23 protein-coding genes are annotated in these 19,023 nt (G+C 64.0%); 6 read left to right on the plus strand and 17 right to left on the minus strand.

Annotated features, from left to right (window positions below):
• Positions 1-7: 7 nt before the first annotated feature.
• Both QA645_RS04350 and QA645_RS04355 read right to left on the minus strand, forming a co-directional pair.
• On the minus strand, positions 8-244 hold the full coding sequence (locus QA645_RS04350) for a hypothetical protein (protein ID WP_148771245.1): 237 nt from the start codon (positions 242-244) through the stop codon (positions 8-10).
• A gap of 137 nt (positions 245-381) precedes the next feature.
• Entirely contained in the window at positions 382-1,362 is a 981-nt protein-coding gene (locus QA645_RS04355; protein ID WP_283048424.1) for a YafY family protein, read from the minus strand.
• A gap of 86 nt (positions 1,363-1,448) precedes the next feature.
• Between QA645_RS04355 and QA645_RS04360 the strand changes: the two genes are divergently transcribed.
• Together QA645_RS04360 and QA645_RS04365 are read left to right on the plus strand one after the other, a co-directional pair.
• On the plus strand, positions 1,449-2,093 hold the full coding sequence (locus tag QA645_RS04360) for a glutathione S-transferase family protein (RefSeq protein ID WP_283048426.1): 645 nt from the start codon (positions 1,449-1,451) through the stop codon (positions 2,091-2,093).
• 16 nt (positions 2,094-2,109) lie between these two features.
• Complete coding sequence (locus QA645_RS04365) at positions 2,110-2,544, plus strand: DUF6157 family protein (protein WP_283048428.1); 435 nt, start codon at positions 2,110-2,112, stop codon at positions 2,542-2,544.
• 3 nt (positions 2,545-2,547) lie between these two features.
• On the opposite strand, the gene QA645_RS04370 is transcribed toward QA645_RS04365, so the two are convergent.
• The 4 genes from QA645_RS04370 to QA645_RS04385 form a co-directional block, all read right to left on the minus strand.
• Positions 2,548-3,333 carry an enoyl-CoA hydratase/isomerase family protein gene (locus tag QA645_RS04370; RefSeq protein WP_283048430.1) on the minus strand — a complete coding sequence of 262 codons (786 nt, stop codon included), beginning with the start codon at positions 3,331-3,333 and terminating at the stop codon, positions 2,548-2,550.
• Between the two features lie 11 nt (positions 3,334-3,344).
• Positions 3,345-4,454, minus strand: coding sequence for a cyclic nucleotide-gated ion channel (locus QA645_RS04375; RefSeq protein ID WP_283048432.1), 1,110 nt, complete (start codon positions 4,452-4,454; stop codon positions 3,345-3,347).
• A 167-nt stretch (positions 4,455-4,621) separates the two neighbouring features.
• The gene (locus QA645_RS04380) at positions 4,622-4,840 is read right to left on the minus strand and encodes a hypothetical protein (protein ID WP_283048434.1); all 219 of its coding nucleotides are present in this window, start codon (positions 4,838-4,840) and stop codon (positions 4,622-4,624) included.
• 122 nt (positions 4,841-4,962) lie between these two features.
• A complete protein-coding gene (locus QA645_RS04385) occupies positions 4,963-6,411 on the minus strand; it encodes a TAXI family TRAP transporter solute-binding subunit (protein WP_283048435.1) in 1,449 nt (482 codons plus the stop codon).
• Positions 6,412-6,816: 405 nt separating this feature from the next.
• Here QA645_RS04385 and QA645_RS04390 point away from each other — a divergent pair, with 405 nt between their 5' ends.
• Together QA645_RS04390 and QA645_RS04395 are read left to right on the plus strand one after the other, a co-directional pair.
• Entirely contained in the window at positions 6,817-7,164 is a 348-nt protein-coding gene (locus tag QA645_RS04390; protein ID WP_283053658.1) for a DUF3307 domain-containing protein, read from the plus strand.
• A gap of 291 nt (positions 7,165-7,455) precedes the next feature.
• Complete coding sequence (locus tag QA645_RS04395; protein ID WP_283048437.1) at positions 7,456-7,854, plus strand: hypothetical protein; 399 nt, start codon at positions 7,456-7,458, stop codon at positions 7,852-7,854.
• Here QA645_RS04395 and QA645_RS04400 read toward each other — a convergent pair.
• Both QA645_RS04400 and QA645_RS04405 read right to left on the minus strand, forming a co-directional pair.
• Positions 7,851-8,165: a YkgJ family cysteine cluster protein gene (locus QA645_RS04400; protein WP_283048439.1), complete on the minus strand. Its 315-nt coding sequence runs from the start codon at positions 8,163-8,165 to the stop codon at positions 7,851-7,853. The genes QA645_RS04395 and QA645_RS04400 overlap by 4 nt on opposite strands.
• 19 nt (positions 8,166-8,184) lie before the next feature.
• Positions 8,185-8,883 carry a YafY family protein gene (locus QA645_RS04405; protein WP_027530661.1) on the minus strand — a complete coding sequence of 233 codons (699 nt, stop codon included), beginning with the start codon at positions 8,881-8,883 and terminating at the stop codon, positions 8,185-8,187.
• A gap of 112 nt (positions 8,884-8,995) precedes the next feature.
• On the opposite strand from QA645_RS04405, the gene QA645_RS04410 reads away from it, so the two are divergent.
• Positions 8,996-9,259, plus strand: a complete 264-nt coding sequence (locus QA645_RS04410) for a hypothetical protein (RefSeq protein WP_254134720.1) — start codon at positions 8,996-8,998, stop codon at positions 9,257-9,259.
• A 38-nt stretch (positions 9,260-9,297) separates the two neighbouring features.
• Complete coding sequence (locus QA645_RS04415; RefSeq protein ID WP_254134719.1) at positions 9,298-10,026, plus strand: glutathione S-transferase family protein; 729 nt, start codon at positions 9,298-9,300, stop codon at positions 10,024-10,026.
• A gap of 78 nt (positions 10,027-10,104) precedes the next feature.
• Here the strand turns inward: QA645_RS04415 and QA645_RS04420 are convergent, their stop codons facing one another.
• The 9 genes from QA645_RS04420 to QA645_RS04460 all read right to left on the minus strand — a co-directional run bounded on the left by QA645_RS04420 (position 10,105) and on the right by QA645_RS04460 (position 18,882).
• Entirely contained in the window at positions 10,105-11,256 is a 1,152-nt protein-coding gene (locus QA645_RS04420) for an ABC transporter substrate-binding protein (protein WP_283048445.1), read from the minus strand.
• A 90-nt stretch (positions 11,257-11,346) separates the two neighbouring features.
• A complete protein-coding gene (locus QA645_RS04425) occupies positions 11,347-11,766 on the minus strand; it encodes a thioesterase family protein (RefSeq protein WP_254134717.1) in 420 nt (139 codons plus the stop codon).
• 22 nt (positions 11,767-11,788) lie between these two features.
• A complete protein-coding gene (locus QA645_RS04430; RefSeq protein ID WP_254134716.1) occupies positions 11,789-12,550 on the minus strand; it encodes an SDR family NAD(P)-dependent oxidoreductase in 762 nt (253 codons plus the stop codon).
• Between the two features lie 22 nt (positions 12,551-12,572).
• Complete coding sequence (locus QA645_RS04435; RefSeq protein WP_283048447.1) at positions 12,573-14,456, minus strand: feruloyl-CoA synthase; 1,884 nt, start codon at positions 14,454-14,456, stop codon at positions 12,573-12,575.
• Positions 14,453-15,262, minus strand: coding sequence for a crotonase/enoyl-CoA hydratase family protein (locus QA645_RS04440; protein WP_283048449.1), 810 nt, complete (start codon positions 15,260-15,262; stop codon positions 14,453-14,455). Before QA645_RS04440 ends, QA645_RS04435 begins: the two co-directional genes overlap by 4 nt.
• A gap of 227 nt (positions 15,263-15,489) precedes the next feature.
• Entirely contained in the window at positions 15,490-15,951 is a 462-nt protein-coding gene (locus QA645_RS04445; protein WP_283048450.1) for a DUF3237 domain-containing protein, read from the minus strand.
• Positions 15,952-15,962: 11 nt separating this feature from the next.
• A complete protein-coding gene (locus QA645_RS04450; protein WP_283048452.1) occupies positions 15,963-17,282 on the minus strand; it encodes a TRAP transporter permease in 1,320 nt (439 codons plus the stop codon).
• Between the two features lie 2 nt (positions 17,283-17,284).
• Positions 17,285-17,791, minus strand: coding sequence for a TRAP transporter small permease (locus tag QA645_RS04455; RefSeq protein WP_234684575.1), 507 nt, complete (start codon positions 17,789-17,791; stop codon positions 17,285-17,287).
• 74 nt (positions 17,792-17,865) lie between these two features.
• Complete coding sequence (locus tag QA645_RS04460) at positions 17,866-18,882, minus strand: TRAP transporter substrate-binding protein (RefSeq protein ID WP_283048455.1); 1,017 nt, start codon at positions 18,880-18,882, stop codon at positions 17,866-17,868.
• Positions 18,883-19,023: the final 141 nt, after the last annotated feature.

Genomic DNA, 19,023 nt, shown 5'->3' on the forward strand with positions numbered 1-19,023 from the left:
CACGATATCAGTAGATCCCGTAGGCGCAGACATTCACGACGCGGACGCGCATGCCGTGGCGGGTCGGGACGACGCGCTCCTGGTAGCAGTTGCTGACGCCGGTGTTGACGTAGAGGCCGCCATAACCGAAGCCCCAGCCGGGACCCCAGTGGTGGAAGCCGTGAGCCGACGCCGCGGTGGGCGCGAGAGCGGCAGCGCCGAGCGAACCGGCGGCGATCAGACCAAGAGCAAGCTTACGAAACATCTTCATTCTCCAGTGTGGCGCGAGGCCGTTGTTGTGTCCCTGCTTCTCGGTCGGGCCGAAGCGTGATTGCGTTCACATGGAGGAGGGAGAATCGTGTTTCAGGATTGTTTCGTCGGTCGCGGCGAGGTGCGCCGCTGTCAGGTTTTCCGCGCCGCGCGATAGCGCGCGGCCATCGCCTGCGTCATCTCGGCCATCTTCTCGCGGAGATCGGCGGGCTCCAGCACCTCGGCCTCGGAGCCGAGCCGCAGCAATTCGGCGGCGGCATGCCACGAGGTTTTCCCGGTTGGCACTTTCGCGATGCGCCAGCCATCGGCATCAGTGGCTTCGTCGATCTGCGTGCGCGCCCTGACGTAGGGCTGGCTCAGCGCATCGAGCAGTTTCACGCCCAATGGTGAGAGCCGCACGACCGCGACGTTCGGGTGCATCTCGGCCTCGAGCCGCAGTGTGGCATCCTGCCAGTAGGCGGCGAGATCGAAATCGGGGGGACGATCGAAGCGGTCGTCGAGCGCGGTGCAGTCGAGCACGCGCGCGATGCGGTAGGTGCGCACGCTGCCGTCGACCTGGCCTGCGAGATACCAGCTGCCACCCTTCAGCACGAGGCCGAGCGGGGCGACACGGCGCAGCTTCTCGGCGCGCCAGCTTTGATAGCGGATCTTTATCAATGTCCCGCGCAGAGCCGCGCCGGCAATCGCGCGCAGATGCTTTGGCTCTTCTGCCTCGCCGAACCAGCCCGGCGCGTCCAGATGAAAACGCTCCTGCATCCGCCCGGCGTCTTCGCGCAAGTTTGCGGGCAGCGCCGCCATCAGCTTGTTCTGTGCGGCGATCATCGCTGCATCGAGCCCAAGCGCGGCCGCCGGGCCTGGCAGTCCCGCGAGAAACAGCGCGCCTGCCTCGCTCTGCGACAGGCCGTTCAGGCGTACGCGATAGCCGTCGAGCAGGCGGTAGCCACCTTCCGCGCCGCGGTCGGCATAGACGGGGACGCCGGACGCTGCGAGCGCGTCGATGTCGCGATAGATCGTGCGCACCGAGACCTCGCAGGCCTCCGCAAGCTCGGGCGCAGTGACCTGTCCCTTGGCCTGGAGGGTGGTGAGGATCGACAGCATCCGGCTCGCGCGCATGATCCCTTAAACCATACCTGACACAGGATGTCAGGTATGGTCCGCTACAAGGTGTGCCATCGCAAGCCAGCCCGAGGAGACGCACCATGACCGATCCGAACCGCATCACGCTGTATTATTCGCCGCAAAGCCGGGCGATGGGCACACGGGTGCTGCTGGAGGAGCTCGGCGCGCCCTATGATCTCCATGTCCTCAACATGAAGGCCGGCGAGCAACGGAGGCCTCCCTATCTCGCCATCAATCCGCTCGGCAAGGTGCCGGCGATCCGGCATGGCGGCGCGCTCGTGACCGAGCAGGTCGCCATCTTGATCTATCTCGCCGATCTCTTTCCGCAGGCCGGCCTCACGCCTGCGCTTGGCGATCCGCTGCGCGGTCCGTATCTGCGCTGGACCGCCTATTACGGCGCCTCCTTCGAGCCTGCCCTGATCGACAAGTTCATGAAGCGCGATCCTATGCCGATCACGCAGTCGCCCTACGCTGACTACGACACCATGCTGGGCGCGCTCGAAACACAGTTGTCGAAAGGGCCTTATCTGCTTGGCGAGCGGATGACGGCAGCAGATATTCTTTGGGGTGTCGCGTTCAGCTGGACGATGATGTTTGGCATCGTGCCGAAGAAGGACGTATTTGTCCGCTACAGTGAGCGCATCACGTCAAGGCCGGCGTACCAGCGCATCAGTGCGGCGGATGACGAGATGGCTGCGCAGCATGCTGCGGCCGCGGGAAGCTAAAGAGGCCGGACCTCATATGGCCAAGCCGCTCCATACGACCAACTGTTTCGACACGTTCATTCGGGTTGCCGAGGACTGTCCGGCGCGCTTCGGTGAGGAGCCGCCGCCGCGGGCCGGGCGACCGACAGTGGCCGGCCTGCAATATGAGATGATCGCGAATGCACCTTACAAGTACACGTCGGACGATGTGATTTTCGCAACCTCAGCGCCTGGGCGTGAGCTTGGAGCCAAGGCGACCAGGTCCGAGAAGAACGTTGCCCGCGCGACGTTCTTCTCGCGGGGCCAGGCCTGCATGCGCGCCTCGGGTCTCGGCAAGCGCTACGGCTGGGGTGTGCACGCCGACAGTGAGGGCCGAATTGCGATCTACGCTGTCGACAGCAAACGCTATCAGGCGCTGTCGCGCGATTCAGAGCTCACGCAGACACGCGCGATGCGGTCGAAGCGGGGATGATCCTCAAAACCGCGGCGGCCGCTTTTCCGCAAAGGCTTTGATGCCTTCCTTGATCTCGTCGCCGCGCATGCTGTCGCGGTGGCGCTGGTCGGCGGCTTGCTCATCCAGCTCGCCGCGGGCGAATTCGTTGATTGCGCGTTTCATGCCGCGCATCGCGTTCGGGGCATTGCCGGCGAGGATGCTGGCGAGCCTGTCGACCTCCTCGTCGAGTGTCTCGACCGGCACCATGGCGGTGAGATAGCCGATGCGCAGCATCTCCGGCGCGGTGATCTTCTGCGCCGTCAAGAACAGCTTCTTGGCGTTGTCGGCGCCGAGCCGCGTCACATAGCGTTTGATGCCGCTCCTGTAATAGTGCAGCCCGAGCCGCGCCGCAGGCATGAACATCTCGGCGGTATCGACGCCGATGCGGAAATCGCAGGCCAGCGCAAGGTCGGTCGAGCCGCCATAGACGCCGCCATTGAGACGGCAGATCGTTGGCACGCCGAGGTCTTCCAGCCGATTGACGACGACCTCGAAGGCCGAGCCCGCGCTCTGTTGCTCGTTGGCGCTCACGGCTCGTTCGGCGACCGAATTGAGATCGTATCCCGCGGAGAACGCGCGTCCGGTGCCGGTCAACACCAGCACGCGGATGGCTGGATCGGCCTCGACCCGGTCGAACAGCCTGACCAGTTCGCCGAGATCCTCCGCCTGCAGCCGGTTGAGATGCTGGGGCCGGTTCAAGCGGATGGTGGCGCGCGAACCATTGATTTCGAGCACGGGGCTGCTGGCCGCGTCGGCTGTGTCCGACATTCTTGTCTCCATTACTTGTTTTCGAGCGCCCGGCGCTTCGCCTCGGCGTCGATGGTCTCGGCGAGGTCCGGGTGCCGCGCCATCAGCACGCGGAAGTCGACGAGGTCGAGCACCAGCAGCCGCGACACTTTCGTGGTCGAGACATTGGCGCCGCGCATGTTGTTGCCGAGCAGCGCCATCTCACCGAAGAAGGCGCCCTCGCCGAGTTGGACTTTCTTGCCGGGGAGGTCGACCTCGACCGCGCCGGCCGCGATGAAATACATGCAGTCGCCCTGCGCGCCCTTGCGGATGATCATGGTGCGCGCCGGCAGCTCCATGGTGCGCAGCATGTGGGTGACGTCGGCGATCGCCGCCGGCCCCAGCGCCGCGAAGAACGGCACCTTGCTGACGGATTCCCAGGTCTTGAGGAAGTTGTCACGCCGCGTTTCCGCCGCGAACCCGGTCGCCAGAATACCGGTCCAGAGGCCGAACACGCCGAGGCCGGAGATCATCACCAGCGCCGCGACCATGCGGCCGAGCGGCGTGACCGGTACGACGTCGCCATAGCCTGTCGTGGTCAGGGTGACGACCGCCCACCACAGCGCGGCAGGGACGCTGCCAAACGTCTGCGGTTGCACGTCCCGCTCCAGGAAATATTCGGCGACGGAGGCCAGGAAGACCACCATCAGGAAAATCACGAGCACACTGAGCAGCGGTCCGGATTCCAGCACCAGCACGCGGCGGAGCTGACGCAGCCCGGGAATGCCCGGCACCACCTTCAAGACCCAGAGCACGCTCAGGAGCCAGGCGGTCTTGGGTTCGGCGCCGAGGATCAGGGCGACCGGCACCGCCAGTGCCCCCAATGCGTCGACCAGCCCGGCCGAGGAGGACATGTAGAGGGCGAGCCGCCCCTGCCGCGCCATGTGGCGCAGCCGGACCAGCCATTCGAACACGAAATAGACGAGACAGGCCCAGAGCAGGAAATCGACCCAGCGGTGGGCTGCTTCATAGGCGGGATCGAGCGTCAGCAGCACCATGCTGACCACGCCGACGGTCACGGCCACATAGGCCGCCTTGGTCATGTTGCGGCCGGCGGTCGCGGCCACGAACTGGGCCAGAGGGGGAAACATCGGCTTGAACATGCGGAATGGCGGCTCGATCTTGGTGCTGGCGGTCCCAGGCCGGGGACTTGGGCGCCAAAGTGCCCGCCCGAACCGGGGCCGTCAACGACGGGGCGGGTAGCCGAACCATCCGCCCGGATCAGGGCGCGGCTGCTTCGTCCAATGGCCAGGGGGGCGGGGTCTGGTTGCTATTTGAAATGTGGAGGTTCGTCATAGCCGCGGCGGCTGCTCAGGAACAGCAGCATCATCAGGCCGACGCCGACGACAACGGAGAACCCCGCTCCGAGCGCCAGTGCCACATAACCTTCCGTCGGGATCGGGTCGCCTTCGACCGCCATGGCCGAATAGCCGAAGTAACCAACCGCAACCAGCATTCCCAGCAAGATGATGAGAAGGAGCAGACGCATGGAGCGTTCTCCGGTTGTGCTGAGAACGCCAACGGTTCTGCGAGGGAAACGGTTCCGGGGTCTTGGCTCGCGATTCGCCCAAAAAGCGAGCGAGCCTGATCTCGAGGCACGGCCTCGATAGGTCAGGCACTCTGAGCCGTCTTCACCACGACGACATTGCTGTCTTCGGGCGGTGGCAGCGCTGCTGGGGCGCCGATCTTCTCGAGCTCGCTGGCGTGGCGCTTCAGGTAGTCGCGGCGCATGCCGATCTCGTCGCGGACGAATTCATAGCCGAGCTTGAAGGTATCGAGGCCGTCGGTACTGATCGTGCCGTCGCGCAAGCCGATCACCGCGCCGCGCAAGATGCCCTCGAGCTCGTCCTGCAGGCATTCGAGCTGATCCAGCGAATGGGCGTGCTCGATGCGCTCGCCGATATCGAGGATCGCGGTGGAGAGTTCGCTCGCCTTTTCTGGCGCGATGCGGGTGATCTTGGCGTAGATCGCCGCGAAGATCGAGCCGATGACGCTGAGCGCGGCGGCGCCCAGATACATCATGTCGCTGTACTTATCCATGAACGACTTGGTGTCGTCGTTGATGTAGTCGGCGGCGCCCTGATGCGCCATCACGTACGCATCTTTCTCGACGGAAGCCGGTTCGATATGGGTTGCAAAGCCGTTGTCGAGTCCGAGCGCGGACTTGTTCTCGTAGACGATGCGCGCGATGTCGCCGGCGGTGGTCGCCGACATCTTGGACTGCGCGACCAGCAGCCATTCGAGGCCGATCGTGTCGAGATCGTCGTCGGGAATCTCGGGCGAGGCGGACAGCGTGCCTGCCGTCAGCGTCTCGTCTGATATGCCGGGGAATTTGCGTGCCAGGGCCTTGGCTTCGTCGATGGCATTGAGCGTGAAGCCGCCATGCTTGGCGACCTGCTCATAGGCCTTGTCGCGCACGGCCTTGGAGGCGTGAACGACGGCAATCACCGCGCTAAAGCCGTTGGCCGGCGCGAACAGCTTGTCCAGTGTCGCACCCTGCGGCGCCATCTGGATCTTCGCGGCGTCGGGGCTGTCGGCAGGAATGTCGAGGATGCTGCGAACGAAGGCGAGGGACGAATCATTCTCGGCGAGAATGGCGACCTTCTTCTTCTTGAGCTCGGCGAGCGACTTGATCTTCTTGCTGCCGGGGCCGAGCAGCAGCACGAGATCGTGCTCGAGGATCGCGAGCGTGCGCGCCCGCAGCGGCACCTTAGCGTCGGTGCGCAGCACGGCAAGGTCGGCCTGCCTGCGATCGAACTGCGCGAGTGCCTTGGCGCTGTCGGCGTTGTTGACGATCTTGATCCGGAAACGGGAGGCGTTGTTCTTCAGCAGTGTGGCGAGCTTGGTCGCGAACAGTGCTTCGTCGCTGTTGGGAGCGCCGACGGCAAAGGTCAGCGTCTCCGAATTGTGCAACCAGGCGCGTCCGGCCCAGACGGTGGCAAGCGACAGCAGCAGGGTCAGCACGACATACAGCACGACCTGCTGCTGATTGGTCTTGATCACCTTGGGACGCCGGGGCGGCGGGAGCTCGGTCGACGAGGTCGGACCTTCAGCACTCATGGCAGCACTCTGGCCTTATTCCTGGGACGGCGGGCGGCGCGGGCATCGCCGGCGGCACGCTCGAAAAATTCGTAAGCGTCTGAAAAAAGAACGATAATCCTCTACCTGAGGATGATAGCGCTCCAGCGAGAGAATGCAAATTCCGCGCCGAAGGTAACCTTACCCGACCGATCCGCGTCGTTTGGTCATGCTATCACCGTTTAGCCACAGTTGGCGATTTTCCAGTTCCCCCCGGCTGCATTCCGTCGCGGGAGATGTCATAAATCAGCGGTCCCGATGATCTGACGGGTCCAAGAAGAAGTTGCGCTGAACGCTCCATTCTTTCTTTTCGATTCAACGAGGGCGTCAGCTTTGTCGTTTCCACCTCTGTCATCGGCGGTTCCGGTTGAAGCGCTCATTGGCTGGATGTTGCTGCTCACCTTCAAGCACATCATCGCCGATTTCGTGCTGCAGACCGCATGGATGGCGCACGGCAAGGACCAGAAGCACGGCTGGGCTTTGCCGCTCCTGGTGCACTGCCTGATTCACCTTGCAGTTGCGCTGCCGCTGATCGTGATCGTCGCGCCGAAATTCTGGTTCGTGGCGCTCATCGATTTCGTCATTCACATCACGATCGACCGCGCCAAGGGACTGGTCTCGGCCAATTTCGGCGTCAACCAGGAGCACCCCTGGTTCTGGACCCTGATCGGCGTCGATCAGGCGCTGCACCATTTGACCGGCTTCGGCCTCTCCATCTTCATGGCGGCGAACTGAGGCTGCCTGCGGTCGGCTGCTGGGCCTCGTGGTCCGAGACGGCGCTTCGCGCCGCCTCGCCATCAGGCGTTGGAATTTTTCGGTGGAAACAAACCTCATCCCGAGGAGCCCGCCAGAGGCGGGCGTCTCGAAGGATGGCCGCAACGGCACCGCCGCCCCCGTATTCAGCCCGGTAGGGGGCCGCTCTGATTCGCGGCATAGCGGCAAGCACCCCGGGTGACTACCGCCCAGGGTGGTTAACCTTTCATTAGAGAATTGCGCTGCATCTTCCGGACACGAGGGAGAACTGCAATGTTTTCAAGCCGCGACGCTTATGAAAGCGATTTCTGCCCGGTTCGCGACGAGCTCCTTGGCGAGATGTACCGCGCCAGCGAGAGTGGCCTGCCGAGGCTGGTTGAGAGTGTTTCCCCTGACGCGCGCGCCAGGCTGGCGCTGTTTTGCTATCGCCGCAGCCATCTTCATTCGCTGGCCGTCGCGATCGCAGCCAGCTGCAGCGAGCGCGACCTGATCGAGAACGGCGGCCGTGTCGGCTCGACGCTCTATGCGCTGTCGCGCGAGGGCTCGTCCAAATCGCCGCCGTCGCTGTCGGGCGGCCGCAAGCCGATCACCCTGTCGACCAAGCCGCTCTCGGTGCTCGCACCGCTGGACGACGAGATCGACGACGAGATCAGCGAAGCCGTCCCCGCTTAAGCGGTCACGATCACAGGCAGTCCGTACTTCCGCCGCGCCATCGCGCATTCGGCGTCGCCCGGCATGCAGGTGCGACACACCTCCGGCCGCATCGCGTAGATGCCGCACGCGGTTGCCTTGCCGATCTCGCCCTGCAACGCTGAACAGCGATCGCCTTCGCAGCGCATGCCGGATTGTCGCTCGTTGATGAGCGTCTCCGGAATCGCTGCAAGCTCCTCGTCGCTCTCGATCGAGAAGCGCGGCCAGTTCTGCGAATAGCCGCAGCAGGCGCCGCAGCTCTGGCAACAGCTCGACAGATCGATTTCTTCCATCCTCGTCACGTGTCCCTTGTCAGGTGTCCTTGGGCGGGCCCCAGACCAGGCTCTGCCGCCATTTCGCGCGCAGCACGTCGCGCCGCTCCGGATATCTTTCGTCGAGATAGGTCGCATCCACCACGCGGTCGGTGCGGAAGCTGCGGAAATCGCTGCGCAGCTCGCACCAGGCCGCGAGCAGGCGCACGGCTTCGAGATAGCCGACCGAGATCGGCCAGATCATGCGCTCGCTGGGCCGGCCCTGCTCGTCGCGATAGCGCAGCATGATCTTCTTGCCTTCGTGAATCTGGGTGCGCGTGCGCGCCATGTCCAGGCGGTCAGGCTCCCTGTTCCAGCTCGGGCGCGCGCGGCTCGCAGGCTCCAGCACGAAGGGGCGCAGGCGCTCGGGCACGGTGTCGGCGATCTTGGCCATCAAATCTTCGGCCGCGCGCGCCAGCGTGGAATCGGCGTGGCCCGCGACCCATTGCGCGCCGAGCACCGCCGCCTCGATCTCGTCGGGTGTCAGCATCAAGGGGGGCAGGTCGAAACCTTTCTCCAGGATGTAGCCCATGCCGGCTTCACCGCGGATCGGCACGCGCTGGCCCATCAGCGTCGCGATGTCGCGATAGATCGTTCGCTTCGACGTCTCGAGCTCGGCCGCAATTGCGTCCGCCGTCAGCGGCTTACGGGTGCGTCTCAGCACCTGGATGATCTGAAACAGCCGGTCGGCGCGTCTCATGACAATTCTCTCATCGGGGGCAGATCAGAAAACGGCGCGTGGCTGCTGACAGGATGTTGGCAGCAGGGGAGTTCTATACCGGGACAACACATCGACTGAAGAGGGTTTGTCCATGATCATTCCAATCCATCTCGGCCTGGTCGGTCCGTTGTGGCGGGCGCAGACCTCGTTGCATGCCAGAGTCCCTGGCCGTCTTGCGCTTTTCGATCTCACCGTCGTCGATCTCCGCGTTGCGCTTGCGACCCTGCTGGTACGTGCGCTGATCCAGGCTGCGGACGCGCTGGTCCGCCATGTCATGAGCCGCGCCTGGCGGGGGGCCCGTTTCGCAGAAGATATCACGGCTGCTGCCACCATGGTGGCAGCAGCCCGTCACTAGGTTCCGTCAACTCTTTCGGCAGGTTCAGGAGAGCTCCAATGATCACGCTTTACGGCTTTGGCACCGGCTTCGGCCTGCCGGAAATCAGCCCCTTCGTCACCAAGACCGAGGTGCAGCTCAAGATGGCGGGACTGCCCTACCGGAAGGAGCGCGCAATGCCCCCGGCTTCGCCCAAAGGGCAGCTGCCCTTCATCGACGACGGCGGCGAGGCGGTGGCCGATTCCACCTTCATCCGCGCCCATATCGAGCGCCGCTACGGCTTCGACTTCGACGCCGGCCTTTCCCTGCACGAACGCGCCCAGGCCTGGGCGTTCGAGCGCATGATTGAGCACCACGTCTATTGGTCGCTGGTCGGCGCGCGCTGGGTCGATGCTGCCAATTTCGCCAAGGGCCCTGCGCATTTCTTCGACGGGGCGCCCGAGCACAGCCGCGAGAAACTGCGTGAGGACGCGCAATTCCGCGTCGCCGAGAACTACCTGCTCTCCGGCCTCGGCCGTCATGGGCCCGATGACGATGTCGAGCTCGCGGTGCGCTCGTTGTTTGCGCTCTCGGTGCAGCTCGGCGACAAATCCTATCTGATGGGCAACAGGCCCAGTGGGGTCGACGCGACGGCGTTCGGCGCGCTCGCCGGAATCCTCACGCCGTTCTTCGAATCCCGTCTGCGCGAGCGCGCGGAAGGATTTCAGAACCTCACCGCCTATGTCGACCGGATGATGGACACCTACTATCCGGAGTTCGCCTGGACGCCGCTGCGGCAGGCGGCCTGATGCAGTCGCGCCGGTAACGCAAAACAAAAGAGCCAGCCCACCGGGCCGGCTCTCGTTGTATTGGAAACTGGTCGCTACTTATTTCGCGAGCGTGTATTTGCCGTCCTTGACCGTGAGCAGGATGCGCGAGCGGTCGTCGAGGCCGTAGCGATCCTTTTCGGTGAAGTTGTAGACGCCTTGGCTCGCCGCGATTTCCCGCTCCGACAGCAGCGCCTGGCGGATCGCCTCGCGGAATTCCGGCGTGCCGGGCTTGGCCGTCTTCAGGGCAACCGGAATGACGCGCTTCAAAATCTCGAAAGCGTCGTAGGAATGGCCGGCGAACTGGCTGCGGCTGTTCGGGCCGTACTTGCCTTCATAGGCGGAGTTCAGCGCCAGGCCCGGCTTTTTGGTGAGGGCGCTGTCCGGCTGATCCTCGGGATCCATCACCGGGCCCGATGCCATCAGCACCCCTTCGGCGGCCTTACCCGCGATGCGGATGAAGTCCATGCTGGCCGCGCCGTGGGTCTGGTAGATCAGGCCCTGATAGCCGCGCTCGCGCAACTCGGTTTGCGGCAATGCCGCGGCCGTGCCGGAGGCGCCAACCAGGATCGCATCGGGATTGGCCGCGACAAGCTTCAGCACTTGCCCGGTCACCGACGTATCGGGACGGGCGAAGCGCTCTTCGTCGGCGATGCTCAGGCCCATCGGTACGCCCTGGGCCTTGAGGTCGTTGAACCAGAGGTCACCGTAGGAGTCGGAATAGCCGATATAGCCGACCGTCTTCACGTTGTGCGCCTTCATGTGCTCGTAGAGCACCTTGCCCATGATCGGAATCGGCTGCGGCATGGCGACCGACCACTTCATGCGTTCCGGCGTGATCGGGAAGGGCGAGAGGCCGAAATGCGGAATGCCGGCCTCGTTGGCGACGTTCGACACGGCAATCGTCGGCGGCGTCACCGCTGAGCCCATGATCACGTCCGCCTTCGACTCGGTCACGAAGCGGCGGGCGTTAGTGGTGGCGGTGGTGGGATCGCCGCCGTCGTCGAGCACGATCACCTTCAGCGGCACGCCGCCGATCTCCTTCGGCACGAATTCCAGCGCGTTGCGCTCGGGGATTCCGAGCGCTGCGCCCGGGCCGGTCGTGGTGGTGGTGATGCCGACGGTGATTTCAGCGGTCTGCGCCAGCGCCGGCAGGGCCGGCAGCGCCAGCGTGGCCGCGGCGATGGCGGCGGTCAGGTAAAAGCGTTTCATCGATTCCTCCCTTTTCGTATTTCTTTGAAAGCAGAAATTCGGGGCTATTTCAGCCCCGTCTTTTGGTGATGCGGCGATTTAGCTCCGGATCTAACTCCCTATGAATTTCGCTACCATTTCCGGCGGAAACGGTGCCGATTTCAGCTTGTCGGGGTTAACGGGATCGCGGCCGACCAGGACGCGGGTCTCAAAACCTTCGATGGCGAGCGCATCGCCCTTGTAGACATTGTGCTTCACCTCGAAGCTCGAGCGCTTGATGCTCTCGATCTTCGTTTCGATGGTGATCCAGTCGCCATAGGTCGAGGGGATGTAGAACTTGGACCGCGTGTCGACCATGGGGATGCCCACCAGGCCGTATTTGCGGACCAGGTCCTGTTTTGAGAACCCGGCGACCTCGAACAGGGTCGAGGTCGAATCGTCGAACATCGCGAAATAGCGCGGGTAGTAGACGATGTTGGCAGGGTCGCAGTCGCCCCACTGGATCTGGACGTCGCGCCGGTTCACGAACATGCGGGGCTCTTACTCTACGAAGTCACTTGGGCGCCATGCGTAGCGAGCCGTCGAGGCGCACCACTTCGCCGTTGAGGTAGGAGTTCTCGACCATGTGCAGCGCGAGCGCGGCGAACTCGTCGGCATGGCCGAGCCGGCGCGGGAAGGGGATCGCGGCGGCGAGCGAGTCCTGGGCTTCCTGTGGCAGGTTGGCCAGCAGCGGCGTCAGGAACAGGCCGGGCGCGATCGTCAGCACGCGAACACCGAACTGGGCCAGCTCGCGCGCGATCGGCAGCGTCATGCCGACGATGCCGCCCTTCGAGGCCGAATAGGCCGATTGGCCGATCTGGCCGTCATAGGCGGCAACCGAGGCCGTGTTGATGATGACGCCGCGTTCGCCGCTCGCCTGCGGCTCGAGCTTGGACATCTCGGTCGCGGCGAGGCGCAGCATGTTGAAGGTGCCGATCAGATTGACCTTGATCACCTTGTCGAAATCGGCGAGCGCCATCGGGCCGTCGCGGCCGACGACGCGCTTTGCGACGCCGATGCCGGCGCAGTTGACCAGCACGCGGGCCGGGCCATGGGCCTTGGCGGCCTGTGCAATCGCGGCTTCAGCGGAGGCCGCGTCGGAGACGTCGCAGGTCACGGCGACGCCCTTGATCTCGGCGGCAACGGTTTCCGCGAGCTTGGTGTTGAGATCGCACACTGCGACCTTGGCACCCTGTGCCGCCAGCTTGCGAGCGGTGGCGGCGCCCAGTCCCGATGCGCCGCCGGTGACGACGGCTGCCTGATCCTTCAACAACATGGCGTTCTCCTTCGATGAATTCTTAGCCGACCGATATCACACGGTCCGATGGATTGGCAGCGTAGAGCTCCTCGATCAGCGCGCCGCGATGCTCGAGCACCGCGCGCTGGTTGATCGAGCCCTTGTCGGTGACCTCGCCCTTGTCGATCGATAGCGGCGCGTCCAGCAGGATCGCGCGCGTGATCCGCGTCGAGGAGCCGGTGGCCGAAGAGAGGAAACGCGTGAGCCGTTCGCGGAAAGCTTCGCGCACCAATCGGTCCCGGGCGGTGACGGCGAGACTGTCGGCCGGCAGCGTCGGGTTGATCAGGCGGCAACCGTCGAGATCGAGCAGCACCAGCGCGGAGACCTCGTCGCGGTTGATGCCGGCGATGACGACGTCGCGCACCAGCGGCGCGCAGGCCGCGACGAAGCGCGCACGCAGCGGGCCGACGCTGACCCAGGTGCCGCTCGCGAGCTTGAAATCCTCGCTGACACGGCCGTCGAAATCGAAGCCGGCGTTGAGATCATCGGGATCGGCGGGCTTGAGCGCGTCGCCCATCTTGTAAAATCCCTCCTCGTCGAAGGATTTTGCGGTGATGTCGGGCTGGCGCCAGTAGCCGGGCATCACGTTCGGGCCCTTGGCGCGAACCTCCATCTTGCCGTTGTTCGGAACCAGCTTGGCGTCGTTACCCGAGACGGGAAGGCCGACATGGCCGGAGCGGCTGGTGCGCGGATTGACCGACATGAAGAATGGCGCGGTCTCGGTTGCGCCGAGGCCGGTCAGCATCGGCACGCGATAGCCTTTTTCCTTCACCGCGAGTTCGTCGAGACTGTTCCAGACGAAGGGCGACAGCGCCGCACCCGAGAAGAACATCGCATGCAGCCGGTCGAAGAACTTGGCACGAAGGCCCTGGTCGTCGCGCAAATAAGGCAGCAGCGACTCGTAGCCCTTGGGCACGTTGAAATAGACCGTCGGCGAAATCTCCTGGAGGTTGCGCACGGTCTCCTCGATGCCGCCGGGCATGGGCTTGCCGGCATCGAGATACATCGAGCCGCCGTTGTAGAGCGTCAGCCCGATATTGTGGTTGCCGCCAAAGGTGTGATTCCAGGGCAGCCAGTCGATGATGACGGGCGGCTCGTCCTTGAGGAAGGCGAGCGTCTCGCGCAGCATGACCTGGTTGGCGCAGATCATGCGCTGGGTGTTGATGACGGCCTTGGGATTGCCGGTCGAGCCCGACGTCAGCAGGAATTTTGCGATCGTATCGGGGCCGATTTTGCCATGCACCGCGTCGAGGTCGCTGCGAACAGGCGTTGCCATGAGGTCGGCGAGCAAGGTGACGTCGCGGCCGGGCACGCTGCCATAGGATGCGGCGATCTCGGTGCCGAGCGACACGTTGGCGGCAAGGGCGTCCGCGAACTTGTCGGCGTCCTCGGCGAAGACGAGGCCGGGCGTCAGCAGCTTCATCAGGTAAGAGAGCTTGCCGTAATCCTTCGACACCAGCGAATAGGCCGGTGATACCGGGCAGAACGGAATGCCCGCATAGAACGCGCCGAACGCCAGCAGCGCATGATCGATCGAATTGCCGGAGAGGATGACGACCGGCCGCTCCGCCGACAAGCCGCGCTGGATCAGGCCCGAGGCGATGTGGCGGCTCGCCGTGAGCAGCTCGGCATAGGTGATCTTGCGCCAGCCGCGGCCGCCTTCGCGCTCCGCCATGAACACGCGGTCCGGCGTCGCCGTCGCCCAGTGATGCAGGCGGTCGGTGATGCGGACGGGATAGTCGCCGAGCGGGTGCTTCGGCCGCAAATAGATCGTGCCATCGGCGCGACGATCGATGTCGATGACGGGATCGCCGAACGAGATCGGCCGCAGCGGAGAATTGCTCTCGCCGCGCTCTGTGCTGGAAGAGGACGGCTTCGCACTCATGATTTCGGCTTCACCTTGGCGGTCTTGTGCTCGAGGAATTCGCGAATCCTGCGCTTGGCCTCCTTGTCGCTCTGCGCGACGGTGGCCATCAGTGATTCCATCAGCAGGCCGGTCTGCGGATTGGCCTCCGCGATCATCGGCAATGCCTGGAGCACGGCGAAATTCGTCAGCGGCGCGTTCGACGCGATCTTGGTCGCGAGCTCCAGCGCCTTGGCGAGGCCGTTGCCGGCTTCGGTGACATATTGCGCAAAGCCATAGGACGCGCCCTCGGTCGCGCTATAGACGCGGCCCGTCAGCATCATGTCCATCATGCGCGCGACGCCGATCAGCCGTGGCAGGCGCACCGAGCCGCCGCCGCCGACGAAGATGCCGCGCTGGCCCTCAGGCAGCGCGAAATAGGCTGTGGGCTCGGCGACGCGAATGTGGGCGGAGCAGGCAAGCTCGAGCCCGCCGCCGATCACCGCACCCTTGAGCGCCGCGATCACGGGCACGCGGCTGTACTGGATGCGGTCGAACACCCGGTGCCACATTTGAGAGTGGAGGAGCCCGCCCGTGGCGTCGTGATCCTGAAGTTCGGAGAGGTCGAGGCCGCTGGAGAAATGATCGCCGATGCCGTGAATGACGACCGCGCCGATGTCCTCGGGAAGGGACGCAAAACATTCGCCGATCTCGAGGATGATGCCATCATTGAGCGCATTGCGCTTGGCCGGCCGGTTCAGGCCCACGGTCAGAACCCGGTCCACCCTCTCGATTTGAAGCAGCCCGGAGGCGCCCGCGGCAGCGGTTTCGGCGTTTCCCTGTGTCATTTGCGTCCTTATCAGAATAGTTATGTTGTATAACGAATTATGCGGGAGTCAATATGGGGCCGGCGCCGTGGCCTTCACATTCGATGTCGTCCCGGCGAAAGCCGGAATCCATAGCCCCAGGGAGAAATTTGGCGAAGATTCGTTGTCCGGCGCTCCAACCGTCCGCGATCGATAGATCACGCGGTATGGGTCCCGGCGTTCGCCGGGACGACGGCCGAGTGTGTAGCTCACACCACCTGGTGGACGTCGATCACCACCCGGTCCGCATGCCGCGCCGCTGAGCCCACAAAGATGTGCTCCATCAGCCAGCGGTACGTCTCGTGCCCCGTCTCGAATTTCGGCACGGTCCGGAAGTAGATCAGTTTCGGATCGACCGGCTCGCCGCGCTTGAGCTTTTGCAAGAGGTCGACCGGGCCGAAGCGCATGCCCTTGTTCTCGACATAGACGATGGCGCCGTCGTCGGTCTCGAAGGCGTATTTGGCTTCGAGATCGATCAGCTCGTTCGGGCGGATGGTCTGGAAGTCGGCGCCGAAGGGCAGCACCTTGCCGGTGATCGCACCTGTCACTTCGCCACCGATGATCGGGATGATGCGACGGACGCCGATGCCGGTTTCGCCGGCGGTGATGACGTCGCCGATTTTTGCGGTGATGGTGAAGGCGTATCTTGTCTCGAGTGTCGGTGTGGGCATCGCTTCACCCTTCAATGCGCCATCATGCGCGTCGGCAGCCAGGTCGCCAACAGCGGGAACGCGATCAAAATCACCAGACGCACCAAATCGGTCGCCACGAACGGAATCACGCCCTTGAAGATGGTGGAGAAGGAGACGTCCTTCACCACGCTCTTGATGACAAAGACGTTCATGCCGACCGGCGGATGGATCAGGCCGAGCTCGACGGTCATGACAATGATGACGCCGAACCAGATCGGATCGAAGCCGAGATGGGTGATGACCGGGAAGATGATCGGCACGGTCAGGATAATCATCGCCATGGCATCCATCAGGCAGCCGAGCACGAGATACATCACCATGATCAGCGCCAGCACGCCGTAGGGGCCCAAGCCCAGGCCGGTGAGGAATTCCGTCACTTTCTGCGGCGTCTGCGTCACCGTGAGGAAATAGCCGAAGATCAGCGCACCGATCAGGACGGTGAACACGGCCGCCGCCGTGCGCGTTGCCTGGAGCAGCGAAGCCAGGATCTTCTCGCGGTCGAGCCGGCCCGTGACGACGCCGATGATGAAAGCACCGGTGGCGCCGACGCCGCCGGCTTCCGTCGGCGTGAAGCGCGGCAGGAATGGCAGGCCGTAGAGGCCGCCGATCACGAATACGAACAGCAGCACCGGCGCCCAGATGTCCTTCAGGCCGGCGAAGCGCTCGCGCCAGGGCAGCACCTTGCCCTTGGGCAGGAAGTCGGGACGAAAATAGCCGATCAGAAAGATCGTGATCATGTACATGGTCATCGCCAGCAGGCCCGGAATGATGCCGGCGATGAACAGTTTTCCGATGTCCTGCTCGGTGATGATGCCGTAGACGGCAAGCACGGTGGAGGGCGGCAGCATCGCACCCAGCGTGCCGCCGGCCGCAATCACCCCGGTGGCAAAGGATTGCGGATAGCCGAAGCGGCGCATCTCGGGATAGGCGACCGCAGAGAATGTCGCCGCGGTCGCGACCGACGAGCCGCAGATCGCGGCAAAGCCGCCGCAGGCGCCGACGGTGGCAATGCCGAGGCCGCCGCGCAAGTGCCCGACAAAGCCGTTGGCGGCGCGGAACAACTCGCGGCTCATGCCGGAATTGCTGACGAAGGAGCCCATCAGCAGAAACATCGGGATGACGCCGAACGTGTAGTCGGTCACCGTGCGCATCGAGGTCTGGCCGACCAGCTTCAACGCGGGCGTTGCGCCGACCAGATAGGAGAAGCCGGAGACGCCGACGAGGCCCATCGCCATGCCGACGGGCACGCGCAGCAGCATCAGAGCGAACAGGGAAACGAAGCCGATAACGGCGACGGCATCGGTGCTCATGATTACTCCGTCGCCTTGAGCTTGGGGTCGTGCATCTCTTCGGGATGGAAGATCAGCCGGTAGGTGCGGATCGCGATCAGTAGAACAGCCGAAACGTCACCGATCCAGGCGATCGCGAAGAACGGCCAGGTCGGCATGTGCATGTCGAACGTCTGGACGTTGTCGTTGTAGGTGCCGCGAACCTTGTCGAACAGCGTCCAGGTCTGCACGGTGACGACGAACAGCAGCACCAGCGTCGCGAACACGTCGATCCAGCGCTGATAGCGCGGCCCGACATTGCCCCAGACCAGGTCGACCGTGATGTGGGTCCCGCGATAGGAGGTCGCGGCGATGCCCCAGAAGATGAGGATGCCGAGCAGCATGCGGCCGATGTCGAAGCTGTCGGGAATCGAATAGTTCAGCGTGTTGCGCAGCAGCACCGACAGGAAGATGTCGAGCGCGACGATGCCGACGAAGGCAGCGGCGATCCATTCGATCGAATCAATGACGCGATCCATCCAGCGCTTCATGGGTGGAGGGTCCTCAAATTTGCAGGAAAGCGGCGGCGGGACGATTACCGCCGCCGCTTCTGTTTCGGTGAAAACTACTCCGCCAGCGCGTTGTACTTCTTCAACGACGCCTTCAAGTCCGCCAGCGCTGCGTCGGGATCGATGCCGGCTTTCTTGGCGCCATCACCCCAGGTCTTGACCAGCGGCTCGGACGCCTTCTTCCAGGCGGCGGTCTGGTCCGGCGTCAGCTCGTAGACCTCGTGGCCTTCCTCCGCCTTCACCTTGTCGATGCCGGCATCCTCGAACTTGCCCCAGTGCTCGCCGACCACGCCGGCCATTTCGGTCGAGCAGTTCTTGTCGATCGCGGCCTTCTGCTTGTCGGACATTGCGTCGTACTTGTCCTTGTTCATCACGAACACGAAGGTCGTGGTGTAGAGCGGCGCCTCCATATGGTACTTCGTGACCTTGTCGATGCCGAACAGCACCAGCGAGCCCCAGGGGAAGGTGACGCCGTCGGCGACGCCGCGCTCGATGATGTCGCGCACTTCAGGCGCGGAGGACTGCACATTGGTGCCGCCGAGCGCGGTGACGAAATTCGCCATGGTGGCGTGAGCCGGGCGGATCTTCATGCCCTTCACGTCCTCCGGCATCACGATCTTCTTGGTGCGGGAGTGGAAGGAGGAGGGCGAGTGGACGAAGGCGAGGCAGTACTTGACGTCCTTCATCTCCTTCGCGGCATATTTGCGATACCAGGCGTCCAGGCCCTCCGAGCCGCCCTTGGCATCCGAGATCAGGAACGGCAATTCGCCGGCGCCGATGATCGGGAAGCGGCCGGGCTGGTAGCCGGGATTGACATAAGTGACGTCAGCGATGCCGTCGCGCGCCATGTCGTAATGGTCAAAAGCCTTGCCGAGCTGCTGGGCCGGAAACACCTTGCCCGTGATGGTGCCGCCGGAATCCTTGTTCACCGCGGCCACCCAGTCTTCCAGAGATTTTTGCAGCGGATGCGACGCCGGCACCCAATGCGAGACCTTCAGGTCAAAAGTCTTGTCCTGCGCGAACGCAGGCGTCACGCTTGCTGCCAGCAGCAAAGCCAGACAGGCTTTCCTCATCGGTCGTGTCTCCCTCTTTTCGACGGCGGGCTTCGCTGGCCCGGTCTCATTAATTAACATGTTATCTAATTGGCTGGCGGGTTCAAGCCGGAACTGCCGCGGCGTGCCGCCGCGTCATCTATGTCAGCCATGTTGCATGGA

The sequence above is a fragment of the Bradyrhizobium sp. CIAT3101 genome (genome assembly GCF_029714945.1).
GTDB lineage: Bacteria > Pseudomonadota > Alphaproteobacteria > Rhizobiales > Xanthobacteraceae > Bradyrhizobium.

What these genes read in the sequence shown, in the direction of transcription:
- QA645_RS04350 (WP_148771245.1), bottom strand. Translation starts at nt 244, where the DNA reads ATGTTTCGTAAGCTTGCTCTTGGTCTGATCGCCGCCGGTTCGCTCGGC.
- QA645_RS04355 (WP_283048424.1), bottom strand. Translation starts at nt 1,362, where the DNA reads ATGCGCGCGAGCCGGATGCTGTCGATCCTCACCACCCTCCAGGCCAAG.
- QA645_RS04360 (WP_283048426.1), top strand. Translation starts at nt 1,449, where the DNA reads ATGACCGATCCGAACCGCATCACGCTGTATTATTCGCCGCAAAGCCGG.
- QA645_RS04365 (WP_283048428.1), top strand. Translation starts at nt 2,110, where the DNA reads ATGGCCAAGCCGCTCCATACGACCAACTGTTTCGACACGTTCATTCGG.
- QA645_RS04370 (WP_283048430.1), bottom strand. Translation starts at nt 3,333, where the DNA reads ATGTCGGACACAGCCGACGCGGCCAGCAGCCCCGTGCTCGAAATCAAT.
- QA645_RS04375 (WP_283048432.1), bottom strand. Translation starts at nt 4,454, where the DNA reads ATGTTCAAGCCGATGTTTCCCCCTCTGGCCCAGTTCGTGGCCGCGACC.
- QA645_RS04380 (WP_283048434.1), bottom strand. Translation starts at nt 4,840, where the DNA reads ATGCGTCTGCTCCTTCTCATCATCTTGCTGGGAATGCTGGTTGCGGTT.
- QA645_RS04385 (WP_283048435.1), bottom strand. Translation starts at nt 6,411, where the DNA reads ATGAGTGCTGAAGGTCCGACCTCGTCGACCGAGCTCCCGCCGCCCCGG.
- QA645_RS04390 (WP_283053658.1), top strand. Translation starts at nt 6,817, where the DNA reads ATGTTGCTGCTCACCTTCAAGCACATCATCGCCGATTTCGTGCTGCAG.
- QA645_RS04395 (WP_283048437.1), top strand. Translation starts at nt 7,456, where the DNA reads ATGTTTTCAAGCCGCGACGCTTATGAAAGCGATTTCTGCCCGGTTCGC.
- QA645_RS04400 (WP_283048439.1), bottom strand. Translation starts at nt 8,165, where the DNA reads ATGGAAGAAATCGATCTGTCGAGCTGTTGCCAGAGCTGCGGCGCCTGC.
- QA645_RS04405 (WP_027530661.1), bottom strand. Translation starts at nt 8,883, where the DNA reads ATGAGACGCGCCGACCGGCTGTTTCAGATCATCCAGGTGCTGAGACGC.
- QA645_RS04410 (WP_254134720.1), top strand. Translation starts at nt 8,996, where the DNA reads ATGATCATTCCAATCCATCTCGGCCTGGTCGGTCCGTTGTGGCGGGCG.
- QA645_RS04415 (WP_254134719.1), top strand. Translation starts at nt 9,298, where the DNA reads ATGATCACGCTTTACGGCTTTGGCACCGGCTTCGGCCTGCCGGAAATC.
- QA645_RS04420 (WP_283048445.1), bottom strand. Translation starts at nt 11,256, where the DNA reads ATGAAACGCTTTTACCTGACCGCCGCCATCGCCGCGGCCACGCTGGCG.
- QA645_RS04425 (WP_254134717.1), bottom strand. Translation starts at nt 11,766, where the DNA reads ATGTTCGTGAACCGGCGCGACGTCCAGATCCAGTGGGGCGACTGCGAC.
- QA645_RS04430 (WP_254134716.1), bottom strand. Translation starts at nt 12,550, where the DNA reads ATGTTGTTGAAGGATCAGGCAGCCGTCGTCACCGGCGGCGCATCGGGA.
- QA645_RS04435 (WP_283048447.1), bottom strand. Translation starts at nt 14,456, where the DNA reads ATGAGTGCGAAGCCGTCCTCTTCCAGCACAGAGCGCGGCGAGAGCAAT.
- QA645_RS04440 (WP_283048449.1), bottom strand. Translation starts at nt 15,262, where the DNA reads ATGACACAGGGAAACGCCGAAACCGCTGCCGCGGGCGCCTCCGGGCTG.
- QA645_RS04445 (WP_283048450.1), bottom strand. Translation starts at nt 15,951, where the DNA reads ATGCCCACACCGACACTCGAGACAAGATACGCCTTCACCATCACCGCA.
- QA645_RS04450 (WP_283048452.1), bottom strand. Translation starts at nt 17,282, where the DNA reads ATGAGCACCGATGCCGTCGCCGTTATCGGCTTCGTTTCCCTGTTCGCT.
- QA645_RS04455 (WP_234684575.1), bottom strand. Translation starts at nt 17,791, where the DNA reads ATGAAGCGCTGGATGGATCGCGTCATTGATTCGATCGAATGGATCGCC.
- QA645_RS04460 (WP_283048455.1), bottom strand. Translation starts at nt 18,882, where the DNA reads ATGAGGAAAGCCTGTCTGGCTTTGCTGCTGGCAGCAAGCGTGACGCCT.